We start from the raw sequence: 20,418 nt of genomic DNA on the forward strand, positions 1-20,418 counted from the left end.
TAAGGTTAAGCCGCGGTTTGCTGGCGCAGGGGCACCGCACACACGCCGGGATGGGAAGCAAGCGGCACAAACTGACGTGTCGCGCCGTCAAAGGCAGCAATGCTGCCGCTTTCTATGTCGTAAACCCAGCCGTGCAGCGCGATACGTCCTTCTTCCAGCGCCAGCCGCACCGACGGATGAGTTTGCAGATTGGCCAGCTGGGCAATCACGTTTTCGCGCACCATTGCTGCGGCTTTGGAAGGTAAATCGGTATGTGGACGCGCCTCATTCACTACGCGGGCGGAATCAGCATAGCGTAGCCAGTGGGAAACGGCGGGCATATGGTCCAGGCACTGGCAGCTGGCAATCGCGGTCATTGCACCACAGTTAGAATGACCACATATCACAATGTCTGACACACGAAGCGCTGCGACGGCGTATTCCACTGAGGCAGAAACCCCGCCGGGCTCTGGCCCATAAGAGGGGACGATGTTACCGGCGTTGCGGATCACAAACAGATCTCCGGGTTCGCGCTGCGTGACCAGCTCTGGCACCAGCCGGCTGTCGGAGCAGGAGATAAACAGGGTGCGCGGGCTCTGCTGCGTCGCCAGCTGTTTAAACAACGCTTCGCGCTCAGGAAATGCTTCGCGCTGGAATTTAAGGAAACCGTCAATAATCTCTTTCACCGCTAATCCTCTGGTTGGCTTTGCAATGAGGAGCAGACTACTCGTCCGTTGCTATAAGGTAAAAGACTCATTTATGATGAGTTCTATTGCATTTACTTATAGGTTCGCCAATGCTGTTTCGACATATCAACTACTTTCTTGCCGTGGCAGAACATGGCAGCTTTACGCGTGCGGCGAGCGCACTACACGTCTCCCAACCCGCGCTTTCGCAGCAGATCCGCCAGCTGGAGGAGAGCCTGGGGGTACCGCTGTTTGACCGCAGTGGAAGGACAATTCACCTGACGGATGCCGGTGAAGTCTGGCGTCAGTACGCTACACGGGCGTTGCAGGAGCTGGGAGCCGGGAAACGCGCTATTCACGATGTTGCCGATCTGACGCGCGGCTCGCTGCGTGTCGCAGTAACGCCAACCTTTACCAGCTACTTTATCGGACCATTAATGGCAGACTTTTATGCGTCTTATCCCGGTATTACGCTTCAGCTGCAGGAGATGTCGCAGGAGAGAATGGAGGAGCTGCTTTGCCGTGATGAGCTGGACGTGGGCATTGCCTTTGAGAGCCAGCATGCGCCAGAGCTGGAAGCCATTCCGTTGCTAACGGAAAGCCTGGCGCTGGTGGTCGCACAGCATCATCCGCTGGCCGGCCAGGAACAGGTGGAGCGGAGTCGGCTGAATGAAGAAAAACTGGTTCTCCTCAGCGCCGAATTTGCGACCAGGGAACAGATTGATCACTATTGCGAGCAGGCCGGGCTGCATCCTCAGGTGGTAATGGAGGCAAACTCTATCAGCGCTGTGCTGGAGCTGATTCGGCGTACATCACTTTCCACGCTGCTGCCTGCCGCGATTGCCACACAACAATGCGAGCTCAGCGCCATTCGCCTCTCTCCGCCGCTGCTGGAGAGAACGGCCGTATTGTTGCGTCGCAAGAATAGCTGGCAGACCTCGGCCGGGAAAGAATTTGTCAGGATGGCTTTGGGAGGCTGACAGAATCAGGACCAGCGGTCGCCAGGCTGCGCGTCTTTATACCATGCCATCAGCTCATGGGTGCCCGCCTGACCTTCGGCCGGTGCCCACGGGGCGGAGTCCTGCTCCGGCACCGGCTGATACCCGCCGTGCTTCACTTCAAAAATTACCCCGCCGTTATCCAGCGACAGCACCGCGTGCCAGGTGCCCGCGTCCATCTCCAGCGCCGCGGAGTCTTCACCTAACACGGTACGCTGCGTGACGACGCCTTGCTCATCGAAGTTCAGCACCACAAAGCGGCCGCTCAACGGCAGCAGCAGCTCGAAGGTGTGCGGATGACGATGTGGGCGAATATAGGTGCCGGGCTCCATGGCAATTGCCAGACGCTGCACCGGGTCGCTCAGCTCCGGGTGAAGGTTACGATGGGCGCGCAGGCGCGGGGCGTTCGCCGCCGCTTCGCTCTGCTGTTTGAGGTCACTGAATGTGATTTGTTTCATAGGGGTTAACCGCCTGACGTTAAGTTCGGGACGCATTTTTATCCGCACATCATGAAGGAATCTTTACCGGAGTGAAACTGAAAATCGCGTTTTATGTGTCTGGCATGTCACCCGGTTGAGGTTTTGTTTGTTTATTAAAAAACTGTATTAATTATCAATTGGTTGCTTGTTTGACAATATTGTTGACAGCAGTGACTATTCGCAGCCGTGATAATGAGTATTTAAGGTGTGCAGGGTGTGGATGATACGTGGGGAGGGGAGCGGCACTGAGCGTCAACCTTTTAGTCTGACAGCAAAGCGAAGGTTACTGCTACTGTTTATTCTTCTACAAACCGGCTTGCTGGCGACCCACCTTCTGTATCAGCGTAATTATATCCTGGATAACACCGCCAGGATCCTGCGCAATACCACGTTGCTTGAAAAGCGGCTATTTGAAACCAGCCTTGATGCCATGCGCTACCAGATGCGCGTCGTTGGCAATGCCGTGCTGCTTAACCATACCGCTACTATTGATAACGTAGGAGCGTTTCTGCGCCAGGAGTTAAGACGGGAGTGGCTCGATGCGGTGGTGGTGTTTGACCCGCAGGGTGACTTTGTCGCAAGCCGGGCGCTTTTCCCACTGTCCCAGGCCTTAAGTCAGGTGACGTTCTCGCAGGCAAGTTTTCGCCAAAGCCCGTTGTTCAGGGAGCTTCGCCGCGACGAAGTGAACGAACGGCTGATGTACTGGCAGAGTCATGGCGCGGATCCGAAACGTGTCGGCTTTGTCATGTATCGCGCAGTACGCAACGCTCAGGGAGAGTACCTGGGCGGGGCTGTCGGCTACTTTGATGTTAACTCTCTGACGACGAATTTCCTCAAAATGCAGCGTGAGGGGTTTGATCTCGGGCCCGGTGGTGCGATGGCGGTACTCGATCGCGGTACCGATGCACAGCTGGCGCGCCTGGGTTCAGGCAGCGCCGTTGAGTTTAAACGTGGTGATTCAGGCTTAGCGAAGCTACTGGTCTATGCCAGTGATTCTGCGGAGGTTCATCATTATGTCTCACCCATCGACGGAGTTTCGCGGATGGGGACATTCCTCAATCTGAACCAGGGCAGATGGGTGCTGGGCGTGGGGATTGCTAAACGCGATATTCTGTATGGCTGGTATTTTCAGCTACTGGGAGCCACGCTCGGGATGTTGGTTATCGGCGTAACGCAATGGCTGCTGCTGCACTATATCCATGCGAATGCTTTGCAGCGCGCGCGGTTAATCAATGAATCGCGACAGGATCCGCTCACCGGGCTCGCCAACCGACGTCGGCTGGATGAGTGGGCGCTAAGCGTTTGTAGTCTGGCACTGCGTTCCCGACAGCCGCTTTGTGTCGTCATGCTTGACCTCGATCATTTCAAAACGATCAACGATACCTTCGGTCATCACGGTGGTGATGCTGTACTCAGGCAGGCGGCCCGGGTGATGCAGTCGCAGGTCCGTGCCAGTGATATTGTGGTTCGGACTGGTGGAGAAGAGTTTATTATCGCCATGCCGCATACCGCACTGGATGGTGCCTTTGAGATGGCAGAGCGCCTTCGTGCCAGCTTCTCGGCGCAGAAAGTGGACTCCCAGGGCGAACTCATCACATTTACCGCCAGTTTTGGCGTTGCCCGTATGACGAACAAAGAGCTGGAGACGCCAAAAGGAATACATCTGGCGCTCGGTCGCGCCGACAGAGCGCTATACCGGGCAAAAGAGGGGGGAAGAAATCGGGTGTGTATTGCGACTGGCTTGAAACAGCTAAGTTAACCTCGCCAGCCGCAGAAGCGGCGTATTACCACATCAAATCATCTGGCACTACGAAATCGGCATACGGATCGTCTTCATCCGGAGTGTCTTTGTCTGGCTCATTGCCAAAGACGATGTAGCTAGCATCGCGCTGGGCAATCTTACTGGCCACGACCGCCGGGATGATGGCGTATTCACTCTCCGCACCGCTTGTGGTCGACAGGCGCGCAATCGCGAGGCGGCCTTTGGTGAGCTGCGTTTGTGTGGTTTTGTCGACGTACAGCTTTTTGATGACGCTACCATCGGTAAAATTGAAACCGATGTCAGGTTTGGTAAGAGTAATGCGGTTCATCTCAATCAGCTGCTTAATCTGCGCCTGATACTCTTTCGACAACGTAGCCTGCTTTTGCTGCTCGCTGAGCTGTTTATCACGTTCAAGCTGCGCTTTTTTGTTGGCTTCTACGGCCTCTCTCGCCTCACGGGCCATCACTCGTGATTTTTTCGACGAACGTTGCACTTTGTCCAGCTTCTTACTGCTGACCAGGCCCGCTTTAAGCATTTGCTCTTGGAGTGTGAGTTTTGTCATTTTCGTTTCAAACGCCTGTTAAATCGTATACGAGATTATACCGCAATTAGTGCTGAGAGGGGCTTTACCGAAGGCTGGCACGGGTGCCAATGGTGTCCCCTGCAGGAATCGAACCTGCAACTAGCCCTTAGGAGGGGCTCGTTATATCCATTTAACTAAGGGGACGAAGCCGAAAGATTATAACGTTTTTAAGGACTCAGGTTAAGTCAGAAGCGGTTGAGTGCTCAAAGTCTGGTCAGTTAGCACATTTTTTGCACCTGAAGCCAAAATCTTAATTTGCCGTGATGGCAAGAATAGCCATACGAATATGTCAAAATATGTATAGAATCATTGAAGAAACTATGATGACAGTGACAGATTAGCGTTCCGTCAGGGACGGCATTTGCACTAATCTGTCGAATCAGGGAGACCGTTATGAATTTTCGCCTGTCGGCGCTTGCGCTGAGTGCGGCTTTACTGGTGGGTTGCGCCAGTTCGGGAGATCAACAGCAGGGGCGTTCAGACCCGCTTGAGGGTTTTAACCGCACCATGTACAACTTCAACTTTAACGTTGTGGATCCGTATGTTCTGCGTCCCGTCGCGGTTGTGTGGCGTGATTATATGCCGCAGCCAGCGCGTAATGGCCTGAGCAACTTCACCAGTAACCTGGAAGAGCCTGCCATCATGGTCAACATGTTCCTGCAGGGGGATCCGTATCAGGGGATGGTGCACTTTACCCGTTTCTTCCTGAACACCATTCTCGGGATGGGTGGTTTGATTGATGTTGCTGGCATGTCTAACCAGAAACTGCAGCGCGTTGAACCGCACCGCTTCGGTAGTACGTTAGGGCATTATGGCGTAGGTTATGGCCCGTACGTGCAGTTGCCGTTCTACGGTAGCTTCACGCTGCGTGATGAAGGCGGTGACTTTGTCGATGACCTCTACCCGGCGCTGTCGTGGTTGACCTGGCCTATGTCTATCGGTAAATGGGCGATTGAAGGGATTGAAACCCGTGCTCAGTTGCTCGATTCCGACGGTCTGCTGCGCCAGTCTTCCGATCCGTACATCATGGTGCGTGAAGCCTACTTCCAGCGTCACGACTTTATCGCCAGCGGCGGTAAGCTGAAACCGGCGGAAAACCCGAACGCGCAGGCGATTCAGGATGAACTGAAAGACATCGATTCGCAGTAAAACGGTGTAGAAAGCAGAAAAGAAAAAGGTGAGCGCGAAGCTCACCTTTTTTTATACCGATCTTCTGATTAGAAGCGGTAGTTGAAGTTGGTACCGAACAGCCAGGCTTTACCTTCAGAACGGAAGGTGTACGGGCCTTCGTTAATGGTCACGTTCTGGCCGTGCATGTAGGAAGCACCAACGTCAACAGAAGCATCTTTGTTGAACGCGTAGGTTGCGCCTGCGCTCAGCCAGAAACGGTCCTGATCCGGAATGGAGATGGAACGGTTTTCAGCCGGAACCGGGCTGTCATCGAACGCGATACCGGTACGGAAGGTCCAGGTATCATCGTAGTAGTAGGTGGTCCCCAGCGCGATACGGTAGGAATCTCTGAAGCCTTCATCTTTATAGAACAGCGTCTGACCGTTAGAGCCAGTGGCTTTCAGCTCCTGGAACTGGCTCCAGCTGGTGTATGCGATGCTGTAGTGAACCGCCCACTGCGGTGCTACACGGTTATAACCAGACACTTCCCACATTTCCGGCAGATTCAGGGTCAGAGAACCTGGGATGGTGGAGCCAGAGGTTCCCCATGGGAACGCAGTGCCCGCACCCGGTGCGCGGTTGAAGGCGCTGTTGATGTTGCTCTTATAATCGCCGTCGAAGTCGATTTTAACTTCTGAACGATAGGTCAACGCGTAGCGGTTGTTCTTATCCAGTTCATACAGGATACCGGCGTTCCAGCCGTAACCCCATTCGTCGCCTTTAAGCTTAGCAATCTGGGTGCCTGGTGCAGCCAGGTGTGCACCTGCAGTTTGCTCACCGGCATAACGTTCGATCTTCGCGTCGGCATACACGGCGTTGAAGCCCAGACCGAAGCTCCAGTTCTCGTTCAGACGGTACGCACCGCTCAGGTTGAGGTTAACGGTTTGCAGGTCGGTTTTACCGCCGTACTCACCAGCAATGTAGTTATTGCTGAACTCGGTCGCCAGACCGTAGTTAGAGGTGACGGAAGCACCAATACCGAACTGTTCGTTAATCGGCATGACGAAGTGAACGTTAGGAACCCATGCCGTCGGCGCAATGTTGTCTGCGTCGGTGCTACGGCCGGTGTAAGGAGATTTACCGGAGATGTTAACGTCCGGGTCGATGTATACCGCACCTGCCGAGAAGGTAGGGCGATCGTACATCATGATAAGCGCCGGGTTGCGGCTGGCGTTACCTGCATCATCTGCGATAGCGCCTTCACCTGAATAGGCACGGCCGAGACCAGATGTTGAGAACTCGTTTAGCTGGAAACCTGCAGACCAGGCTTGTGTTGAGACAAGTGCCACTGCGACTGCGAGTGCAGATTGGGTAAACCGGGTTTTCTGGCTCATGACCATAACCTCATTGAGTTATTTTTATACAAAATTTGTTACATGCCGTAACAGAAGCGCGAAGTGTAGGGTCTGTATCACTTCAGAGAAATCAGACCAGTGCGCTGAGTATAGGTCTGACCAGCTGAAATGTTGCAAGTATGTTTATAGATTTTTTCAAATGTGATCTCAGAAACGCGATCTGGTTGGCAAAAATGGGACCAGGTCGACTCACAAGAAAGGGTGATTTTTGTTTTAGATCATTTTTAATTGTGATTTCTGTCACTTGAGGCTTTTCGCAACATTAACTGCTGGAGAGCACCAAATCTGGGGGGTAAAATAAGTACATTGTTTATCTGGCACCCCTGGTGCAATCACAGAGGAAATCTACGATGAGTAAATGCAGTGCTGATGAGACTCCTGTTTGCTGCTGTATGGATGTTGGTACCATTATGGACAACACCGATTGCACCGCGTCTTACAGCCGTGTCTTCGCGAACCGTGCAGAAGCAGAAGAAACGCTGGCCCAACTGACCGCAAATGCGCGCGGCGTTGAGTCTGAGCCGTGTGTTATCACCCCAACTTTCACCGAAGTTGACGGTGGCGTTAAGCTGGATATCGACTTTGTGTTCAGCTGCGAAGCCGAAACCTTAATCTTCCAGCTCGGTCTGCGTTAATATCCCCAAAACGCCCCTTTCAAAGGGGCGTTTTCTTTTTCTCTTCAATGTGTTTTAGCTCCCACTTTTCTTGCTCCCTGATTGGCTAAATGTAAAAAATTAGTTAAGACTGTTGTCAGGTCAGACCACTTGCTGGTTTTCGGTTAACAGGGGAGTTTTATGAGTCAGGCATTACCACTTCTAACCCGTCAGGGCGATCGCATTGCCATCGTCAGCGGATTACGTACGCCGTTTGCCCGTCAGGCGACGGTATTCCACGGTGTTCCGGCGGTGGATCTCGGCAAAATGGTGGTGGGTGAAATGATGGCTCGCAGCGAGATCCCCCCGGAGGTGATTGAACAACTGGTCTTCGGCCAGGTGGTTCAGATGCCGGAAGCCCCCAACATCGCCCGCGAAATTGTACTGGGTACCGGAATGAATGTGCATACCGATGCCTACAGCGTCAGCCGCGCCTGCGCCACCAGTTTCCAGGCGGTGGCGAACGTCGCCGAAAGCCTGATGGCCGGCACTATCCGCGCCGGAATCGCCGGTGGGGCAGACTCCTCATCGGTGCTACCGATTGGCGTGAGTAAAAAGCTGGCGCGCACGCTGGTTGATGCCAACAAAGCCCGTACCCTCGGGCAGAAGCTGAAACTTTTCTCGCGCCTTCGTCCGCGCGATCTGCTGCCGGTTCCGCCCGCGGTTGCGGAGTACTCCACCGGACTGCGTATGGGTGACACCGCAGAGCAGATGGCGAAAACCTACGGCATAACCCGTGAACAACAGGATGTGCTGGCGCATCGCTCACATCATCTGGCGGCACAGGCCTGGGATGAGGGTAAACTGGCGGATGAAGTGATGACCGCCTACGCGCCGCCGTTCCGGGAACCGGTCGTTAAAGACAACAACATTCGCGGCGCCTCCACGCTTGCCGATTACGCGAAATTGCGCCCGGCGTTTGACCGTAAACACGGTACCGTCACCGCCGCTAACAGCACCCCATTAACCGACGGTGCGGCAGCGGTTATCCTGATGACGGAGTCGAGGGCAAAAGAGCTGGGCCTGAAGCCGCTCGGCTATCTGCGCAGCTATGCGTTTACCGCCATCGATGTCTGGCAGGATATGCTGCTGGGTCCCGCGTGGTCGACGCCGCTGGCGCTGGATCGCGCCGGGCTCACCCTTAACGATCTGACCCTTATCGATATGCATGAGGCTTTCGCCGCCCAGACGCTGGCAAACGTGCAGCTGATTGGTAGCGAACGCTTTGCCCGTGAAGTGCTGGGGCGTTCGCACGCGACCGGCGAGATCGACGACAGCAAATTTAACGTCCTCGGTGGCTCGATTGCCTACGGGCACCCGTTTGCCGCCACCGGCGCGCGAATGATTACCCAGACGCTGCACGAGCTGCGTCGACGCGGCGGAGGGTTTGGCCTGGTAACGGCATGCGCAGCCGGCGGGCTGGGCGCGGCAATGGTTCTGGAGGCTGAATAATGGAAACGATGTCTGCATTCTCTTTGAACGTCCGTCCGGACAACGTCGCTGTCATCACCCTCGATGTACCCGGCGAGAAAATGAATACCCTGAAAGCAGAGTTCGGTACCGAGGTGCGCGCGCTGCTGCGTCAGATCCGCGAGAACCATGATATTCGTGGGGTCGTGCTTATCTCGGCAAAAGAAGACAACTTCGTTGCCGGTGCAGATATCAACATGATTGGCCGTTGCAAAACGGCGCTGGAGGCCGAAGCGCTGGCGAAGCAGGGCCAGCAGGTGATGGCGGAAATCCATGCGATGCCGGTTCCGGTGGTGGCGGCAATTCATGGCGCCTGTCTGGGCGGTGGTCTGGAGCTGGCGCTGGCCTGTCACGCCCGCCTCTGCACCGATGACGCAAAAACCGTACTTGGTTTGCCGGAAGTGCAGCTGGGTTTGCTGCCGGGCTCAGGCGGCACTCAGCGTTTGCCACGGTTGATTGGCGTCAGCACTGCGCTTGAGATGATCCTGACCGGTAAACAGCTTCGGGCGCGTCAGGCGCTGAAAGTAGGGCTGGTGGATGAGGTGGTTCCGGCTTCTATTCTGCTGGAAGCGGCGGTTGAACGGGTTAAAAACGGTGTACCGGAGCATCGCCGCCTGCCGGTGCGTGAACGGGTACTGGCCGGTCCGCTCGGTCGCACCGTGCTGTTTAATCTGGTTGGCAAGAAAACCGAACAGAAAACGCTGGGTAACTACCCGGCGACCACGCGGATTTTGCAGGTGATTGAAACCGGGCTCGCGCACGGTATCAGCAGCGGCTATGAGGCGGAAGCCCGGGCGTTTGGTGAACTTGCCATGACGCCACAATCGCAGTCGTTGCGCCACATCTTCTTTGCCAGCACTGACCTGAAAAAAGATCCGGGTGCCAGCGCAGAGTCCGGGCCGCTGCGTGCCGTAGGTATACTGGGCGGTGGTTTGATGGGCGGCGGCATTGCTTTCGTCACCGCCTGTAAAGGAAAATTGCCTGTTCGCATTAAGGATATTAATGCTAATGGAATCAACCACGCGCTGAAGTACAGCTGGGATCTGCTTGATAAGAAGGTGCGTCGCCGCCATATCAGAGCCAGTGAGCGTGACAGTCAGCTGGCGCTGATTTCCGGAACGACCGACTACAGCGGCTTTTCGCATCGTGATGTCGTTATCGAAGCGGTGTTTGAAGATCTGGCACTCAAGCAAAAAATGGTAACAGAAGTTGAGCAGCACTGTGCACCCCATACGGTGTTTGCCTCGAACACATCTTCACTGCCTATTGGCGATATCGCGGCCCTTGCCGCGCGGCCAGAGCAGGTTATCGGCCTGCACTTTTTCAGCCCGGTTGAGAAAATGCCGCTGGTGGAGGTGATCCCTCATGCGGGAACGTCTGAACGCACTATCGCCACGACGGTTAAGCTTGCGAAAAAGCAGGGCAAGACGCCCATCGTGGTCGCCGACAAAGCCGGCTTTTACGTTAACCGAATTCTGGCACCCTATATCAACGAGGCAATCCGACTGCTGACGGAAGGCCAACGAATTGAAAATATTGATAAAGCGCTGGTGAAGTTTGGTTTCCCGGTCGGGCCAATCCAACTTTTGGATGAGGTCGGAATCGATACAGGCACTAAAATTATCCCTGTGCTTGAGGAGGCTTACGGAGAGCGTTTTCGCCCGCCTGCAAATGTCATTGACGCAATTCTGAATGACGATCGCAAAGGCAGAAAAAATAATCGTGGTTTCTATCTTTACGGTGAAAAAGGGCGTAAAAGCAAAAAACAGCCCGATCCTGCTATCTATGCTTTAGTGGGTTCGACAGGCCAGAAAAATGAGTTCAACGAACAGCTTATGGCAGAACGCTGCGTGATGTTGATGCTCAATGAAGCGGCCCGTTGCTATGACGAGCAGGTGGTACGCAGCGCGCGTGATGGAGACATCGGTGCGGTGTTTGGCATTGGTTTTCCGCCGTTCCTCGGGGGGCCGTTCCATTACATGGATACCCTCGGCGCACGGGAAGTGGTCGCCATTCTGCAGCGTCTTGCGGTGCAGCATGGCCCACGGTTTACACCCTGTGAGAGTTTATTACAGCGTGCAGAACAGGGGCTGAGCTTTTGGCCAGCAAAGGAAACTGATGCGATAAGTTAGGGTCTAAAAAGAAGTCATCTGCCGAGAGTGATTCAGGTGGTCGGTTAAATTGTAAACAGAGATTGACTATACTTACGCCATTGATGTAAAACACAGCGTTTCATTCGATGGATGGATAAGGCACAATGCCCGGCCACCGGGTAACTGGCGCACTAGTTTGATCGCGCCAGGTTTAACGTCGGTGCTTCTGGTTAACAAAAGCGGTGCAATATGCAAGTTTTCATTATGCGTCACGGCGACGCTGCCCTCGAAGCAGCCAGTGACTCGGTTCGTCCCCTGACCGTCTGCGGATGCGATGAGTCCCGTCAGATGGCCACCTGGCTACAAGGCCAAAAAGTGGACATTGAGCGTGTTCTGGTAAGCCCGTTCCTGCGAGCTGAACAGACCCTGGACGTGGTGGGAGAGTGCATGAATCTCCCGAAAGAGGTAGATGTTTTGCCTGAATTGACGCCTTGCGGCGACGTGGGCCTGGTCAGTGCCTATCTGCAGGCGCTGGCAAACGAAGGTGTGGCAACCGCGCTGGTGATCTCTCACCTGCCGCTGGTGGGCTATCTGGTGTCTGAACTGTGTCCGGGCGAAACGCCGCCAATGTTCACGACCTCTGCCATCGCCAATGTCACGCTTGAGAGCGACGGGCGTGGCGTATTTAACTGGCAGATGAGCCCTTGTAATCTGAGAATGGCGAAAGCCATCTGAATACCCGTCATACTTCAAGTTGCATGTGCGTTGGCTTTCCTCGCTCACCCCGGTCACTTACTACTGTAAGCTCCCGGGGATTCACTGCGTTGCCGCCTTCCTGCAACTCGAATTATTTAGGTTATTAAAGCGGCCAGGCAGCAATGCCAGCCGCTTTTTCGTTTATGGCAACTCTGGCGGCTGCCACTCTTCGACTTCAATCAGCACCAGCAATGCGGCGTCGCCGCCGTACTCTTTCGGGGCCTGGTGAAATGCCATCACGTGTGGATGCTGCGCCAGCCACAGCGGAGTTTGCTGTTTAAGGATGTGTTTACCGTGGCCGTGCATCACGCAGGCGCAAAATACGTGCTCGCGTCGGCAGGCGGCGATAAGCGCGCCCAGCTCCTGCTTGGCCTGCATCTGGGTTAAACCGTGCAGATCGAGAAACAGCTCCGGGGAGTAATCACCACGGCGCAGTTTTTTAAGCTCAAAATGGCTGACGTCGGCGCGGACATATTTCATCGCGCCTTCGCTGTTTAGCAGCGGCTGAAACTCATCGGAAAAGTAGTGACTGGCATCGGCCTGCTCCTGGATAAGACGTTTCACCGGGACTTCGCTGATTTTCTTGCGCTGCGGGCGATGCACAATCGTATCTTGCTTAATCTGGCGAGTGCCGGTCATCAACTGCCGGAACAGCGTCTGGTCCTCTTCGCTTAGCGATGCTTTCTTTTTCATTACGGGTTCTCGTATTTTATTTCCGACAGTTTACCCGACTCATTCGGGTTGCGGGCAGGGAAAACGCATTTTTCCCCCCTTTACGACGGTAAGAATGCTGATTTATCGCCGCCTTCATGGCACACTAGCCGCCGAATTTACCGCTAAGCGTGCCCTGGGGGAAAGCGTGGATAAAATATTTGTTGATGAGGCAGTCAATGAGCTGCAAACCATTCAGGACATGCTGCGCTGGTCGGTCAGCCGCTTCAGTGCTGCGAATATCTGGTACGGTCACGGAACGGACAACCCGTGGGATGAGGCGGTTCAACTGGTGTTGCCGTCTCTCTATCTGCCGCTGGATATTCCGGAGGACATGCACACCGCACGTCTGACTTCGAGCGAAAAGCACCGTATCGTAGAGCGCGTTATCCGTCGTATTAACGACCGTATTCCGGTGGCTTACCTGACCAACAAAGCCTGGTTCTGCGGGCATGAGTTTTATGTCGATGAGCGCGTGCTGGTGCCACGCTCACCGATTGGCGAGCTGATTAACAACCACTTCAGCGGGCTGATTAACGGCCAGCCGCAGCATATTCTCGACATGTGTACCGGCAGCGGCTGTATCGCTATTGCCTGTGCCTACGCCTTCCCGGAGGCGGAAGTCGATGCCGTGGATATTTCCACCGACGCGCTGACCGTCGCCGAGCACAACATCGAAGAGCACGGCATGATCCATAACGTTACGCCGATCCGCTCCGATCTGTTCCGCGAGCTGCCGAAAACGCAGTACGATCTGATCGTCACCAATCCGCCCTACGTGGATGAAGAGGATATGTCCGATCTGCCGAGTGAGTATCGCCACGAACCGGAACTGGGTCTGGCCTCTGGTACTGACGGCCTGAAGCTGACTCGCCGCATTCTGAGCAACGCCCCGGATTACCTCACAGACGACGGAATTCTCATTTGTGAAGTCGGGAACAGCATGGTACATCTGATAGAGCAGTACCCGGACGTCCCGTTCACCTGGCTTGAGTTCGATAACGGCGGTGACGGCGTCTTCATGCTGACCAAGGCTCAGCTGGTGGCTGCGCGCGAACACTTCAGTATCTATAAAGACTAATAAAAATAGCGGAGCCGTAATGGCAGGAAACACAATTGGACAACTCTTCCGCGTCACGACCTTTGGCGAATCGCACGGTCTGGCGTTGGGCTGTATCGTTGATGGCGTGCCTCCGGGCATTCCGTTAACCGAAGCTGACCTGCAACACGATCTTGACCGTCGCCGTCCGGGAACCTCCCGGTATACCACGCAGCGCCGCGAGCCGGATCAGGTGAAAATCCTCTCCGGCGTCTTTGAAGGCGTGACAACTGGCACCAGTATCGGCCTGCTGATTGAAAATACCGACCAGCGCTCCCAGGACTATGGTGCCATTAAAGACGTGTTCCGTCCGGGACACGCGGATTACACCTACGAGCAAAAATTTGGCCTGCGCGACTATCGCGGCGGCGGGCGCTCTTCTGCCCGTGAAACCGCCATGCGCGTGGCGGCCGGTGCCATTGCCAAGAAATTCCTTGCCGAGAAATTTGGCATTGTCATTCGTGGCTGCCTGACGCAAATGGGCGACATTCCGCTGGAAATTAAAGACTGGAGCCAGGTTGAGCAGAACCCGTTCTTCTGCCCGGATCCGGATAAAATTGACGCCCTCGACGAGCTGATGCGTGGCCTGAAAAAAGAGGGTGACTCCATTGGCGCGAAGGTCACGGTGGTTGCCGACGGCGTACCGCCGGGTCTTGGCGAGCCGGTGTTCGACCGTCTTGATGCCGATATTGCCCATGCGCTGATGAGTATCAACGCGGTGAAAGGCGTTGAGATTGGCGACGGCTTCGGCGTGGTGAACCTGCGCGGTAGCGAAAACCGCGACGAAATCACCAAAGCGGGTTTCCAGAGCAACCACGCGGGTGGCGTGCTGGGTGGGATCAGCAGCGGGCAGCAGATTATTGCCCATATGGCACTGAAGCCGACCTCCAGCATTACCGTACCGGGCCGTACCATTAACCGGGCGGGTGAAGAAGTCGAGATGATAACCAAAGGACGTCACGATCCGTGCGTGGGGATCCGCGCGGTGCCGATCGCGGAAGCGATGCTGGCGATCGTATTAATGGATCACTTTATGCGCCAGCGTGCGCAGAATGCGGATGTGACGACCACAATTCCTCGCTGGTAACCATGAAAAAAACCGTTGTAGCGCTGCTGGCGCTGATGGCAAGCAGCTCCGTCCTGGCGGCAACGCCGTGGCAGACTATCACCAGGCCTATTGCCGGGAGCGCCCAGTCGATTGGCGCTTTCGCCAATGGCTGTATTGTTGGGGCTGAGGCATTGCCGTTACAGTCTGACGATTATCAGGTGATGCGTACCGATCAGCTGCGCTACTTCGGACATCCCGATCTGGTGAAATTCATTCAGCGGCTCAGTACCCAGGTGCACAATCGGGGAATGGGGACGCTGCTGATTGGCGATATGGGGATGCCAGCAGGAGGCCGCTTTAACAGCGGTCACGCCAGCCACCAATCCGGGCTGGATGTCGATATTTTCCTGCAGTTGCCAAAAGCGCGCTGGACGTCAGCGCAGCTGATGCGCCCGCAGGCGCTGGATCTGGTGGCCGCCGATGGCAAACGTGTTGTGCCATCGCTGTGGAGCCCGGACGTCAGCAACCTCATCAAGCTCGCGGCGAAAGACAACGACGTGACGCGAATTTTTGTGAACCCGGCCATCAAGCAGCAGCTTTGCCTGGACGCCGGTACCGATCGCGACTGGCTGCATAAGGTACGCCCGTGGTTCCAGCATCGTGCACATATGCACGTGCGGCTGCGCTGCCCGGCAAACAGCCTCGAGTGTGAAGAACAGGCTCCGCCACCGCCTGGAGATGGCTGTGGTGCGGAACTGCAAAGCTGGTTTGAACCACCAAAACCGGGAACTATAAAGCCTGCGAAGAAGACGCCACCGCCGTTGCCGCCTTCCTGTCAGGCGCTACTGGATGAGCATGCACTCTAATGGAAAATTTCGTCGATATCTTTATGGTGTCACCATTAATGCTGGTGTCGCTTTTTTTTATCGCCGTGCTGGCGGGTTTCATTGACTCGCTGGCCGGAGGCGGGGGACTTCTGACCGTTCCGGCGCTGATGGCTGCGGGCATGTCCCCGGCTCAGGCGTTGGCCACTAACAAACTACAGGCCTGTGGCGGCTCGTTGTCAGCTTCTCTCTACTTTATTCGCCGCAAGGTGGTGAACCTCGCCGATCAGAAGCTCAATATTCTGATGACCTTTATTGGTTCCACCGCCGGGGCGCTGTTAGTTCAGCACGTACAGTCAGAGATCCTGCGCCAGATCCTGCCGATTCTGATTATTGGTATTGGCCTCTATTTTCTGCTGATGCCAAAGCTTGGTGAGAACGACCGCCAGCGCCGTTTGCACGGTCTGCCGTTTGCCCTGATTGCCGGCGGCTGCGTGGGTTTCTACGACGGCTTCTTTGGCCCAGGCGCAGGGTCGTTTTATGCGCTGGCGTTTGTCACGCTCGCCGGGTTTAACCTTGCCAAATCAACCGCTCACGCAAAAGTGCTTAACGCCACTTCGAACGTTGGCGGCCTGCTGCTGTTTATTATCGGCGGCAAAGTGCTGTGGGCGACCGGCTTCGTGATGATGGCCGGGCAGTTTATCGGGGCACGAATGGGGTCCCGACTGGTGCTGAGTAAGGGCCAGTCGCTGATCCGTCCGATGATCGTTATTGTTTCTGCGGTGATGAGCGCCAAACTTTTATATGACAGCCATGGAGCAGAGATCCTCCAGTGGCTGGGGATCCATTAATGCAACAGCAACACCATTTTCAGCAGCTGATCGACATCTTTGACGGCTGTTTTGCCGATGATTTTAATACCCGTCTGATTAAAGGCGACGACGAACCGATTTATCTTCCTGCTGATGACGATGCGCCGTACCACCGTATCGTTTTCGCGCATGGCTTTTACGCCAGCGCGCTGCATGAGATTTCGCACTGGTGTATTGCCGGAGAGGCCAGACGTAAACTGGTGGACTTTGGCTACTGGTACTGCCCGGACGGTCGCGATGCTGCCACCCAGGGGCAGTTTGAAGACGTCGAGGTCAAACCGCAGTCGTTTGACTGGCTGTTCTGCGTTGCCGCAGGCTTTCCGTTTAACGTCAGCTGTGACAACCTGGAAGGGGATAGCGAGCCAGATCGTATTGCTTTCCAGCGGCGGGTCCATGCACAGGTGATGACGTACCTGAAAGAGGGGATCCCGGCGCGTCCGGCGCGTTTCATCAGGGCATTACAGAATTATTATCAAACGCCGGAAATCACGGCGGAACACTTCCCGTGGCCGGAAGATTTAAATTGAGGAAAGAAGATGATCGCAGAATTTGAAAACCGCATCCTGGCGCTGATTGATGACATGGTTGATCACGCGAGCGATGACGAACTGTTCGCCAGTGGCTATCTGCGTGGCCACCTGACGCTGGCGGTGGCAGAGCTTGAAGCGGGTGACGACCATTCACCGGAAGCGGTGTACGCCCAGGTCACCCATAGCCTGACTAAAGCGATTGATGCCGGTGAGCTTTCTCCGCGCGATCAGGCGCTGGTCACCGGCATGTGGGATACGTTATATCAGAAGGCGAAAGCTCACTAACCCTCGCGCGACCTACCACACGTAATCAATATGCCCGGCGTGTTTGCGCGCGGGCATTTCATCTCCCGCAAGCCTTGCCGCCAGCGTCAGGGCAAAATCAAAGACTTTACCTAACCCTCTGCCGCTGAGCAGATTGCCATCTTCCACTACGTCGGCATCAACGTACACGCCGTCCGTCACCTGCTGCCATAAATCACCGGAGCAAACGTAACGACGTCCTTTCAGAAGCTGATTGGCCGCCAGCACGCGGGCGGCGGCAGAGCAGATGGGGCAGATCCATTTCCCGGCATCGTCGTGACGACGAACGAAAGCCACTACGTTGTCGCTGCTGCCTAAAAACAGGCTACCCTGCGGGCCGCCAGGCAGCACAACCGCGTCGTAGGTGGTGTCAAAGCGGGTCTGCAACGTATTGTCAGTTTTCACGGGAATGTTGTGATAGCTAACAACTTCAGGGCTTTCGGTACATGAGAGCGTTTCGACCACGATATTCAGACGACGCAGAATGTCGATGGTGACAATCGCTTCACCCTCTTCAAAACCCGGAGCCAACAGGATGGCGACCTTTTTCATTTTTTACTCCTTACCAGTACAAATTCCACACCTGACGCAGACGCACCAGTGCTTCAAGATAGAAATAATCGCCCCAGCTACAGCACTGGTCGACGCCTTTACCGCTCGCCATGTGATAGACCGAGTGTTTAAGCAGGCCTTCGTCCGGCTCGTCGTCGCGGGTCAGGTAGTTGTCGGTGAGGGAGGCGATAATGCGCAGCGCCATCTCTTCATAGTGCGCGCGGTGTTTATCCAGCACCGGCAGCGCTTTCACCAGCTCGAGCAGGCCGCAGGCGGCGATGGCGGCGGCGGAGCTGTCGCGCACGGCGTCAGTGCCGAGTAACGCCAGATCCCAGTGGCAGACGTCATCTTCCGGCAGGCGGTTGATGAAGTAGTGGGCGAGGCTGCGCGAGAGTTCCACCATCTGCTTATCGCCAGTGTGCAGGAAGCTCAGCAGGAAGCCGTAAATGCCCCAGGCTTGACCGCGTGACCAGCAGGAGGTATCGCTGTAGCCCTGATGGGTATTGCCGAAGCGGGGTTCGCCGCTAACCACATCCATATAGTAAGTGTGCCAGGTTGAAGCATCCGGGCGCACGATGTACTTCGCCGCCTGATTGACGTGGGCGGTGGCAGCCCTGGCGTAGCGTGGATCGCCGGTTTGCTCGCTGGCCCAGTACAGCAGCGGCAGGTTCATATTGCAGTCGATGATCATGCGGCCCTGCTGCTCAGGGTCATTGAGATCGCCCCAGGCCTGGATAATGTTCGCTACCGGGTTAAAACGCTCCATCAGCGCATCGGCGGCCTGCAGCGCCGAGCGTCGTGCGGCCTCGTTACCGGTCAGACGCCAGGCGTTCACACAGGAGAGGGAATAGAGAAAGCCGAGATCGTGAGTGGCGGTATCAATGCGCTTCTCGATGCGTTCTGCAAACGACGGCAGATAGCGCTCGGCGGCTTCGCGATACTTTTCCTCGCCGGTCATCTCCCAGGCGAGCCACAGCTGCCCGGTCCAGAAGCTGGTGGTCCATTCGACGTTCTCCGTGCGCGGCCAGACGCCGTTTTCACAGGCTTCTCCCGGGAATTTTGCGCCAAATGCCGCGATGTTTTTATCCAGCTGGCGCGTCACGCGGCTCAGGGCCGTATCCAGCCGCTGCTTCAGGGCGTGGCGATCAACGCTGTGCAGCTCAATGGGGCGCAGCGGTTCGGTGGTAACAGAACGGGTCATAACATCTCCTCGATTAATGTTTACCTGGTTCTGCTGGCATCGCGTCCAGCCCAGGGGAAAAGTCTTCTGCGTCAGCGCGTGCCGAGCGGCAGCGTGACAAAGTGAATGCGGAGATAAGCGTGAACAGCAGGGCGCAACTGCCCATCAGCAAATAAGTATGTTCAAACCCAATCCGGTCATACAGATAGCCCGCCGGCGGAGCGACGACGATAGAGCCGACGTAGATCATGGCCTGATAGCCAAGCAGATACATCGTGGCGTTTACCTTCTTCGGGAAATGCTCGGCGATGTATTTAAAGACGGAGATAAGCAGCAGGGCTATCTCCACGCCGTATAGCGGTTTGATGATGGAGATAATCACCGGATCGGTGGTCAGCCCTGACGCAATAAGACGTGCGCCCACCACCATGCCGCAGAACAGCAGGCCCTTTTTGGCGCCATAGTGATTCACCAGCAATGGGATAAACATCATCATGATGAACTCGGTGCCCGACTGCACGGTGCTGAGATAGCCGTACCAGGCGTTTCCCTGTTCGGTGGTGCTGAAAAACGAGACAAAATAGCGTGGGAACTGCTGCTCGGCGATGAACATCATCCACGCCACGCCTGCCACATAAAGACTGAACATCCAGAATTTGCGGTTCTTCAGCAGCATAATGACGTCGCTGAAGACAATCTTGTTTTCAGAGATAACGTCGTTATCTTTCAGCTGTTCAGCGCCAATTTTCAGGCTCACCAGCATCAACAGCATGATGATGGAGGTGGTGCTGCTGAGCAGGAAGTTGGCTACCGGCGTGAAGTTAAATAAAATCCCGGACACCGATGCCGCCACGGCCCAGCCCAGCGACCCCCACATGCGGATCTGACCAAATTCCAGGTGATACAACCGGCTGAACCGGTCGGCGTAAGACTCTGAGGCCGCTACCCCGGCGTACCAGCCCAGGCTCAGGTACAGTGCGCCGATCACAATCCCCATCATGGTATGGCTCAGCAGTAACGGCTGATACACGAAGACGAAGAACGGTGCCATCAGGGCGGAAATCGCGCAGACTAAATAGAGCAGCCATTTGCTCATTCCAATTTTGTCCATGATGTAGCCGTACACCGGTTTCAGGATCACCGCGAAGACGCCATTGATGGCGAATACGCTGCCGATGGTGATGCTGTCGAGCCCCACCTTCTGGCTGAGCCATAGCGCGTAAAGCCCAAAGCTTGAGGACCAGGTGAAAAAGTAGAGAAAAATGAAACTGCTCATTCTGATTTGCGCACTGCGCGTGGTCTGGTTTTTCATGGT

Annotated in this window: 21 protein-coding genes and 1 tRNA gene; 13 read left to right on the plus strand and 9 right to left on the minus strand. The window is 55.5% G+C overall.

Translation table 11 applies throughout. The features are described 5' to 3' along the window. Positions 1-5 precede the first annotated feature (5 nt). Positions 6-665, minus strand: coding sequence for a carbonic anhydrase CynT (gene cynT / locus C7387_RS01085; protein ID WP_120815867.1), 660 nt, complete (start codon positions 663-665; stop codon positions 6-8). 110 nt (positions 666-775) lie between these two features. Between cynT and cynR the strand changes: the two genes are divergently transcribed. Further along, a complete protein-coding gene (gene cynR / locus C7387_RS01090; RefSeq protein WP_120815868.1) occupies positions 776-1,645 on the plus strand; it encodes a transcriptional regulator CynR in 870 nt (289 codons plus the stop codon). A gap of 5 nt (positions 1,646-1,650) precedes the next feature. On the opposite strand, the gene C7387_RS01095 is transcribed toward cynR, so the two are convergent. Further along, positions 1,651-2,121 carry a WbuC family cupin fold metalloprotein gene (locus C7387_RS01095; RefSeq protein ID WP_120815869.1) on the minus strand — a complete coding sequence of 157 codons (471 nt, stop codon included), beginning with the start codon at positions 2,119-2,121 and terminating at the stop codon, positions 1,651-1,653. 241 nt (positions 2,122-2,362) lie between these two features. Between C7387_RS01095 and C7387_RS01100 the strand changes: the two genes are divergently transcribed. Then, entirely contained in the window at positions 2,363-3,901 is a 1,539-nt protein-coding gene (locus C7387_RS01100) for a sensor domain-containing diguanylate cyclase (protein ID WP_120815870.1), read from the plus strand. 25 nt (positions 3,902-3,926) lie between these two features. Here the strand turns inward: C7387_RS01100 and C7387_RS01105 are convergent, their stop codons facing one another. Together C7387_RS01105 and C7387_RS01110 are read right to left on the minus strand one after the other, a co-directional pair. After that, the gene (locus tag C7387_RS01105) at positions 3,927-4,466 is read right to left on the minus strand and encodes a DUF2058 domain-containing protein (protein ID WP_006821025.1); all 540 of its coding nucleotides are present in this window, start codon (positions 4,464-4,466) and stop codon (positions 3,927-3,929) included. A gap of 90 nt (positions 4,467-4,556) precedes the next feature. After that, a tRNA-Arg gene (locus C7387_RS01110) sits at positions 4,557-4,631 on the minus strand. 249 nt (positions 4,632-4,880) lie between these two features. Between C7387_RS01110 and mlaA the strand changes: the two genes are divergently transcribed. Beyond that, positions 4,881-5,636 carry a phospholipid-binding lipoprotein MlaA gene (gene mlaA / locus C7387_RS01115; RefSeq protein ID WP_006821024.1) on the plus strand — a complete coding sequence of 252 codons (756 nt, stop codon included), beginning with the start codon at positions 4,881-4,883 and terminating at the stop codon, positions 5,634-5,636. 68 nt (positions 5,637-5,704) lie between these two features. Here mlaA and fadL read toward each other — a convergent pair whose 3' ends face one another. Then, positions 5,705-6,991 (minus strand): long-chain fatty acid transporter FadL, encoded by a 1,287-nt coding sequence (gene fadL, locus C7387_RS01120; protein ID WP_038256209.1) that lies wholly within the window; start codon positions 6,989-6,991, stop codon positions 5,705-5,707. Between the two features lie 371 nt (positions 6,992-7,362). Here fadL and C7387_RS01125 point away from each other — a divergent pair, with 371 nt between their 5' ends. The 4 genes from C7387_RS01125 to sixA all read left to right on the plus strand — a co-directional run bounded on the left by C7387_RS01125 (position 7,363) and on the right by sixA (position 11,963). Further along, complete coding sequence (locus C7387_RS01125; RefSeq protein ID WP_038256210.1) at positions 7,363-7,647, plus strand: YfcZ/YiiS family protein; 285 nt, start codon at positions 7,363-7,365, stop codon at positions 7,645-7,647. Positions 7,648-7,806: 159 nt separating this feature from the next. Continuing rightward, positions 7,807-9,117 carry an acetyl-CoA C-acyltransferase FadI gene (fadI, locus tag C7387_RS01130; protein WP_120815871.1) on the plus strand — a complete coding sequence of 437 codons (1,311 nt, stop codon included), beginning with the start codon at positions 7,807-7,809 and terminating at the stop codon, positions 9,115-9,117. Next, positions 9,117-11,267: a fatty acid oxidation complex subunit alpha FadJ gene (fadJ, locus tag C7387_RS01135; RefSeq protein WP_120815872.1), complete on the plus strand. Its 2,151-nt coding sequence runs from the start codon at positions 9,117-9,119 to the stop codon at positions 11,265-11,267. The genes fadI and fadJ overlap by 1 nt, the downstream gene beginning before the upstream one ends. Before the next feature lie 210 nt (positions 11,268-11,477). Further along, positions 11,478-11,963 carry a phosphohistidine phosphatase SixA gene (gene sixA / locus C7387_RS01140; protein WP_006821017.1) on the plus strand — a complete coding sequence of 162 codons (486 nt, stop codon included), beginning with the start codon at positions 11,478-11,480 and terminating at the stop codon, positions 11,961-11,963. A 162-nt stretch (positions 11,964-12,125) separates the two neighbouring features. Here sixA and smrB read toward each other — a convergent pair whose 3' ends face one another. Continuing rightward, entirely contained in the window at positions 12,126-12,677 is a 552-nt protein-coding gene (smrB, locus tag C7387_RS01145) for an endonuclease SmrB (RefSeq protein WP_006821016.1), read from the minus strand. Between the two features lie 166 nt (positions 12,678-12,843). Between smrB and prmB the strand changes: the two genes are divergently transcribed. Genes prmB through C7387_RS01175 form a run of 6 tightly spaced genes read left to right on the plus strand, consistent with a single transcriptional unit; the run spans position 12,844 to position 17,353 of the window. Next, the gene (gene prmB, locus C7387_RS01150; protein ID WP_038256385.1) at positions 12,844-13,776 is read left to right on the plus strand and encodes a 50S ribosomal protein L3 N(5)-glutamine methyltransferase; all 933 of its coding nucleotides are present in this window, start codon (positions 12,844-12,846) and stop codon (positions 13,774-13,776) included. Positions 13,777-13,795: 19 nt separating this feature from the next. Beyond that, positions 13,796-14,881, plus strand: coding sequence for a chorismate synthase (gene aroC / locus C7387_RS01155; RefSeq protein WP_006821014.1), 1,086 nt, complete (start codon positions 13,796-13,798; stop codon positions 14,879-14,881). 2 nt (positions 14,882-14,883) lie between these two features. Beyond that, positions 14,884-15,708, plus strand: a complete 825-nt coding sequence (mepA, locus tag C7387_RS01160; RefSeq protein ID WP_120815873.1) for a penicillin-insensitive murein endopeptidase — start codon at positions 14,884-14,886, stop codon at positions 15,706-15,708. Then, positions 15,708-16,517 (plus strand): sulfite exporter TauE/SafE family protein, encoded by an 810-nt coding sequence (locus tag C7387_RS01165; protein ID WP_006821012.1) that lies wholly within the window; start codon positions 15,708-15,710, stop codon positions 16,515-16,517. Before mepA ends, C7387_RS01165 begins: the two co-directional genes overlap by 1 nt. After that, positions 16,517-17,065, plus strand: a complete 549-nt coding sequence (locus C7387_RS01170) for an elongation factor P hydroxylase (RefSeq protein ID WP_006821011.1) — start codon at positions 16,517-16,519, stop codon at positions 17,063-17,065. The genes C7387_RS01165 and C7387_RS01170 overlap by 1 nt, the downstream gene beginning before the upstream one ends. 9 nt (positions 17,066-17,074) lie before the next feature. Continuing rightward, entirely contained in the window at positions 17,075-17,353 is a 279-nt protein-coding gene (locus C7387_RS01175; RefSeq protein WP_006821010.1) for a YfcL family protein, read from the plus strand. 12 nt (positions 17,354-17,365) lie between these two features. Here the strand turns inward: C7387_RS01175 and C7387_RS01180 are convergent, their stop codons facing one another. From C7387_RS01180 to C7387_RS01190, 3 genes are read right to left on the minus strand one after another with little or no spacing between them, the layout of a single operon-like run. Then, complete coding sequence (locus C7387_RS01180; protein WP_120815874.1) at positions 17,366-17,923, minus strand: DJ-1/PfpI family protein; 558 nt, start codon at positions 17,921-17,923, stop codon at positions 17,366-17,368. A gap of 10 nt (positions 17,924-17,933) precedes the next feature. After that, positions 17,934-19,124 (minus strand): glycoside hydrolase family 88 protein, encoded by a 1,191-nt coding sequence (locus C7387_RS01185; protein WP_120815875.1) that lies wholly within the window; start codon positions 19,122-19,124, stop codon positions 17,934-17,936. 13 nt (positions 19,125-19,137) lie between these two features. Next, positions 19,138-20,415 carry an oligosaccharide MFS transporter gene (locus C7387_RS01190; protein WP_120815876.1) on the minus strand — a complete coding sequence of 426 codons (1,278 nt, stop codon included), beginning with the start codon at positions 20,413-20,415 and terminating at the stop codon, positions 19,138-19,140. Positions 20,416-20,418: the final 3 nt, after the last annotated feature.

This window comes from Yokenella regensburgei, from assembly GCF_003634235.1.
Classification (GTDB): domain Bacteria; phylum Pseudomonadota; class Gammaproteobacteria; order Enterobacterales; family Enterobacteriaceae; genus Yokenella; species Yokenella regensburgei.

What these genes read in the sequence shown, in the direction of transcription:
- cynR (WP_120815868.1), top strand. Translation starts at nt 776, where the DNA reads ATGCTGTTTCGACATATCAACTACTTTCTTGCCGTGGCAGAACATGGC.
- C7387_RS01095 (WP_120815869.1), bottom strand. Translation starts at nt 2,121, where the DNA reads ATGAAACAAATCACATTCAGTGACCTCAAACAGCAGAGCGAAGCGGCG.
- C7387_RS01100 (WP_120815870.1), top strand. Translation starts at nt 2,363, where the DNA reads ATGATACGTGGGGAGGGGAGCGGCACTGAGCGTCAACCTTTTAGTCTG.
- C7387_RS01105 (WP_006821025.1), bottom strand. Translation starts at nt 4,466, where the DNA reads ATGACAAAACTCACACTCCAAGAGCAAATGCTTAAAGCGGGCCTGGTC.
- mlaA (WP_006821024.1), top strand. Translation starts at nt 4,881, where the DNA reads ATGAATTTTCGCCTGTCGGCGCTTGCGCTGAGTGCGGCTTTACTGGTG.
- fadL (WP_038256209.1), bottom strand. Translation starts at nt 6,991, where the DNA reads ATGAGCCAGAAAACCCGGTTTACCCAATCTGCACTCGCAGTCGCAGTG.
- C7387_RS01125 (WP_038256210.1), top strand. Translation starts at nt 7,363, where the DNA reads ATGAGTAAATGCAGTGCTGATGAGACTCCTGTTTGCTGCTGTATGGAT.
- fadI (WP_120815871.1), top strand. Translation starts at nt 7,807, where the DNA reads ATGAGTCAGGCATTACCACTTCTAACCCGTCAGGGCGATCGCATTGCC.
- fadJ (WP_120815872.1), top strand. Translation starts at nt 9,117, where the DNA reads ATGGAAACGATGTCTGCATTCTCTTTGAACGTCCGTCCGGACAACGTC.
- sixA (WP_006821017.1), top strand. Translation starts at nt 11,478, where the DNA reads ATGCAAGTTTTCATTATGCGTCACGGCGACGCTGCCCTCGAAGCAGCC.
- smrB (WP_006821016.1), bottom strand. Translation starts at nt 12,677, where the DNA reads ATGAAAAAGAAAGCATCGCTAAGCGAAGAGGACCAGACGCTGTTCCGG.
- aroC (WP_006821014.1), top strand. Translation starts at nt 13,796, where the DNA reads ATGGCAGGAAACACAATTGGACAACTCTTCCGCGTCACGACCTTTGGC.
- mepA (WP_120815873.1), top strand. Translation starts at nt 14,884, where the DNA reads ATGAAAAAAACCGTTGTAGCGCTGCTGGCGCTGATGGCAAGCAGCTCC.
- C7387_RS01165 (WP_006821012.1), top strand. Translation starts at nt 15,708, where the DNA reads ATGGAAAATTTCGTCGATATCTTTATGGTGTCACCATTAATGCTGGTG.
- C7387_RS01170 (WP_006821011.1), top strand. Translation starts at nt 16,517, where the DNA reads ATGCAACAGCAACACCATTTTCAGCAGCTGATCGACATCTTTGACGGC.
- C7387_RS01175 (WP_006821010.1), top strand. Translation starts at nt 17,075, where the DNA reads ATGATCGCAGAATTTGAAAACCGCATCCTGGCGCTGATTGATGACATG.
- C7387_RS01180 (WP_120815874.1), bottom strand. Translation starts at nt 17,923, where the DNA reads ATGAAAAAGGTCGCCATCCTGTTGGCTCCGGGTTTTGAAGAGGGTGAA.
- C7387_RS01185 (WP_120815875.1), bottom strand. Translation starts at nt 19,124, where the DNA reads ATGACCCGTTCTGTTACCACCGAACCGCTGCGCCCCATTGAGCTGCAC.
- C7387_RS01190 (WP_120815876.1), bottom strand. Translation starts at nt 20,415, where the DNA reads ATGAAAAACCAGACCACGCGCAGTGCGCAAATCAGAATGAGCAGTTTC.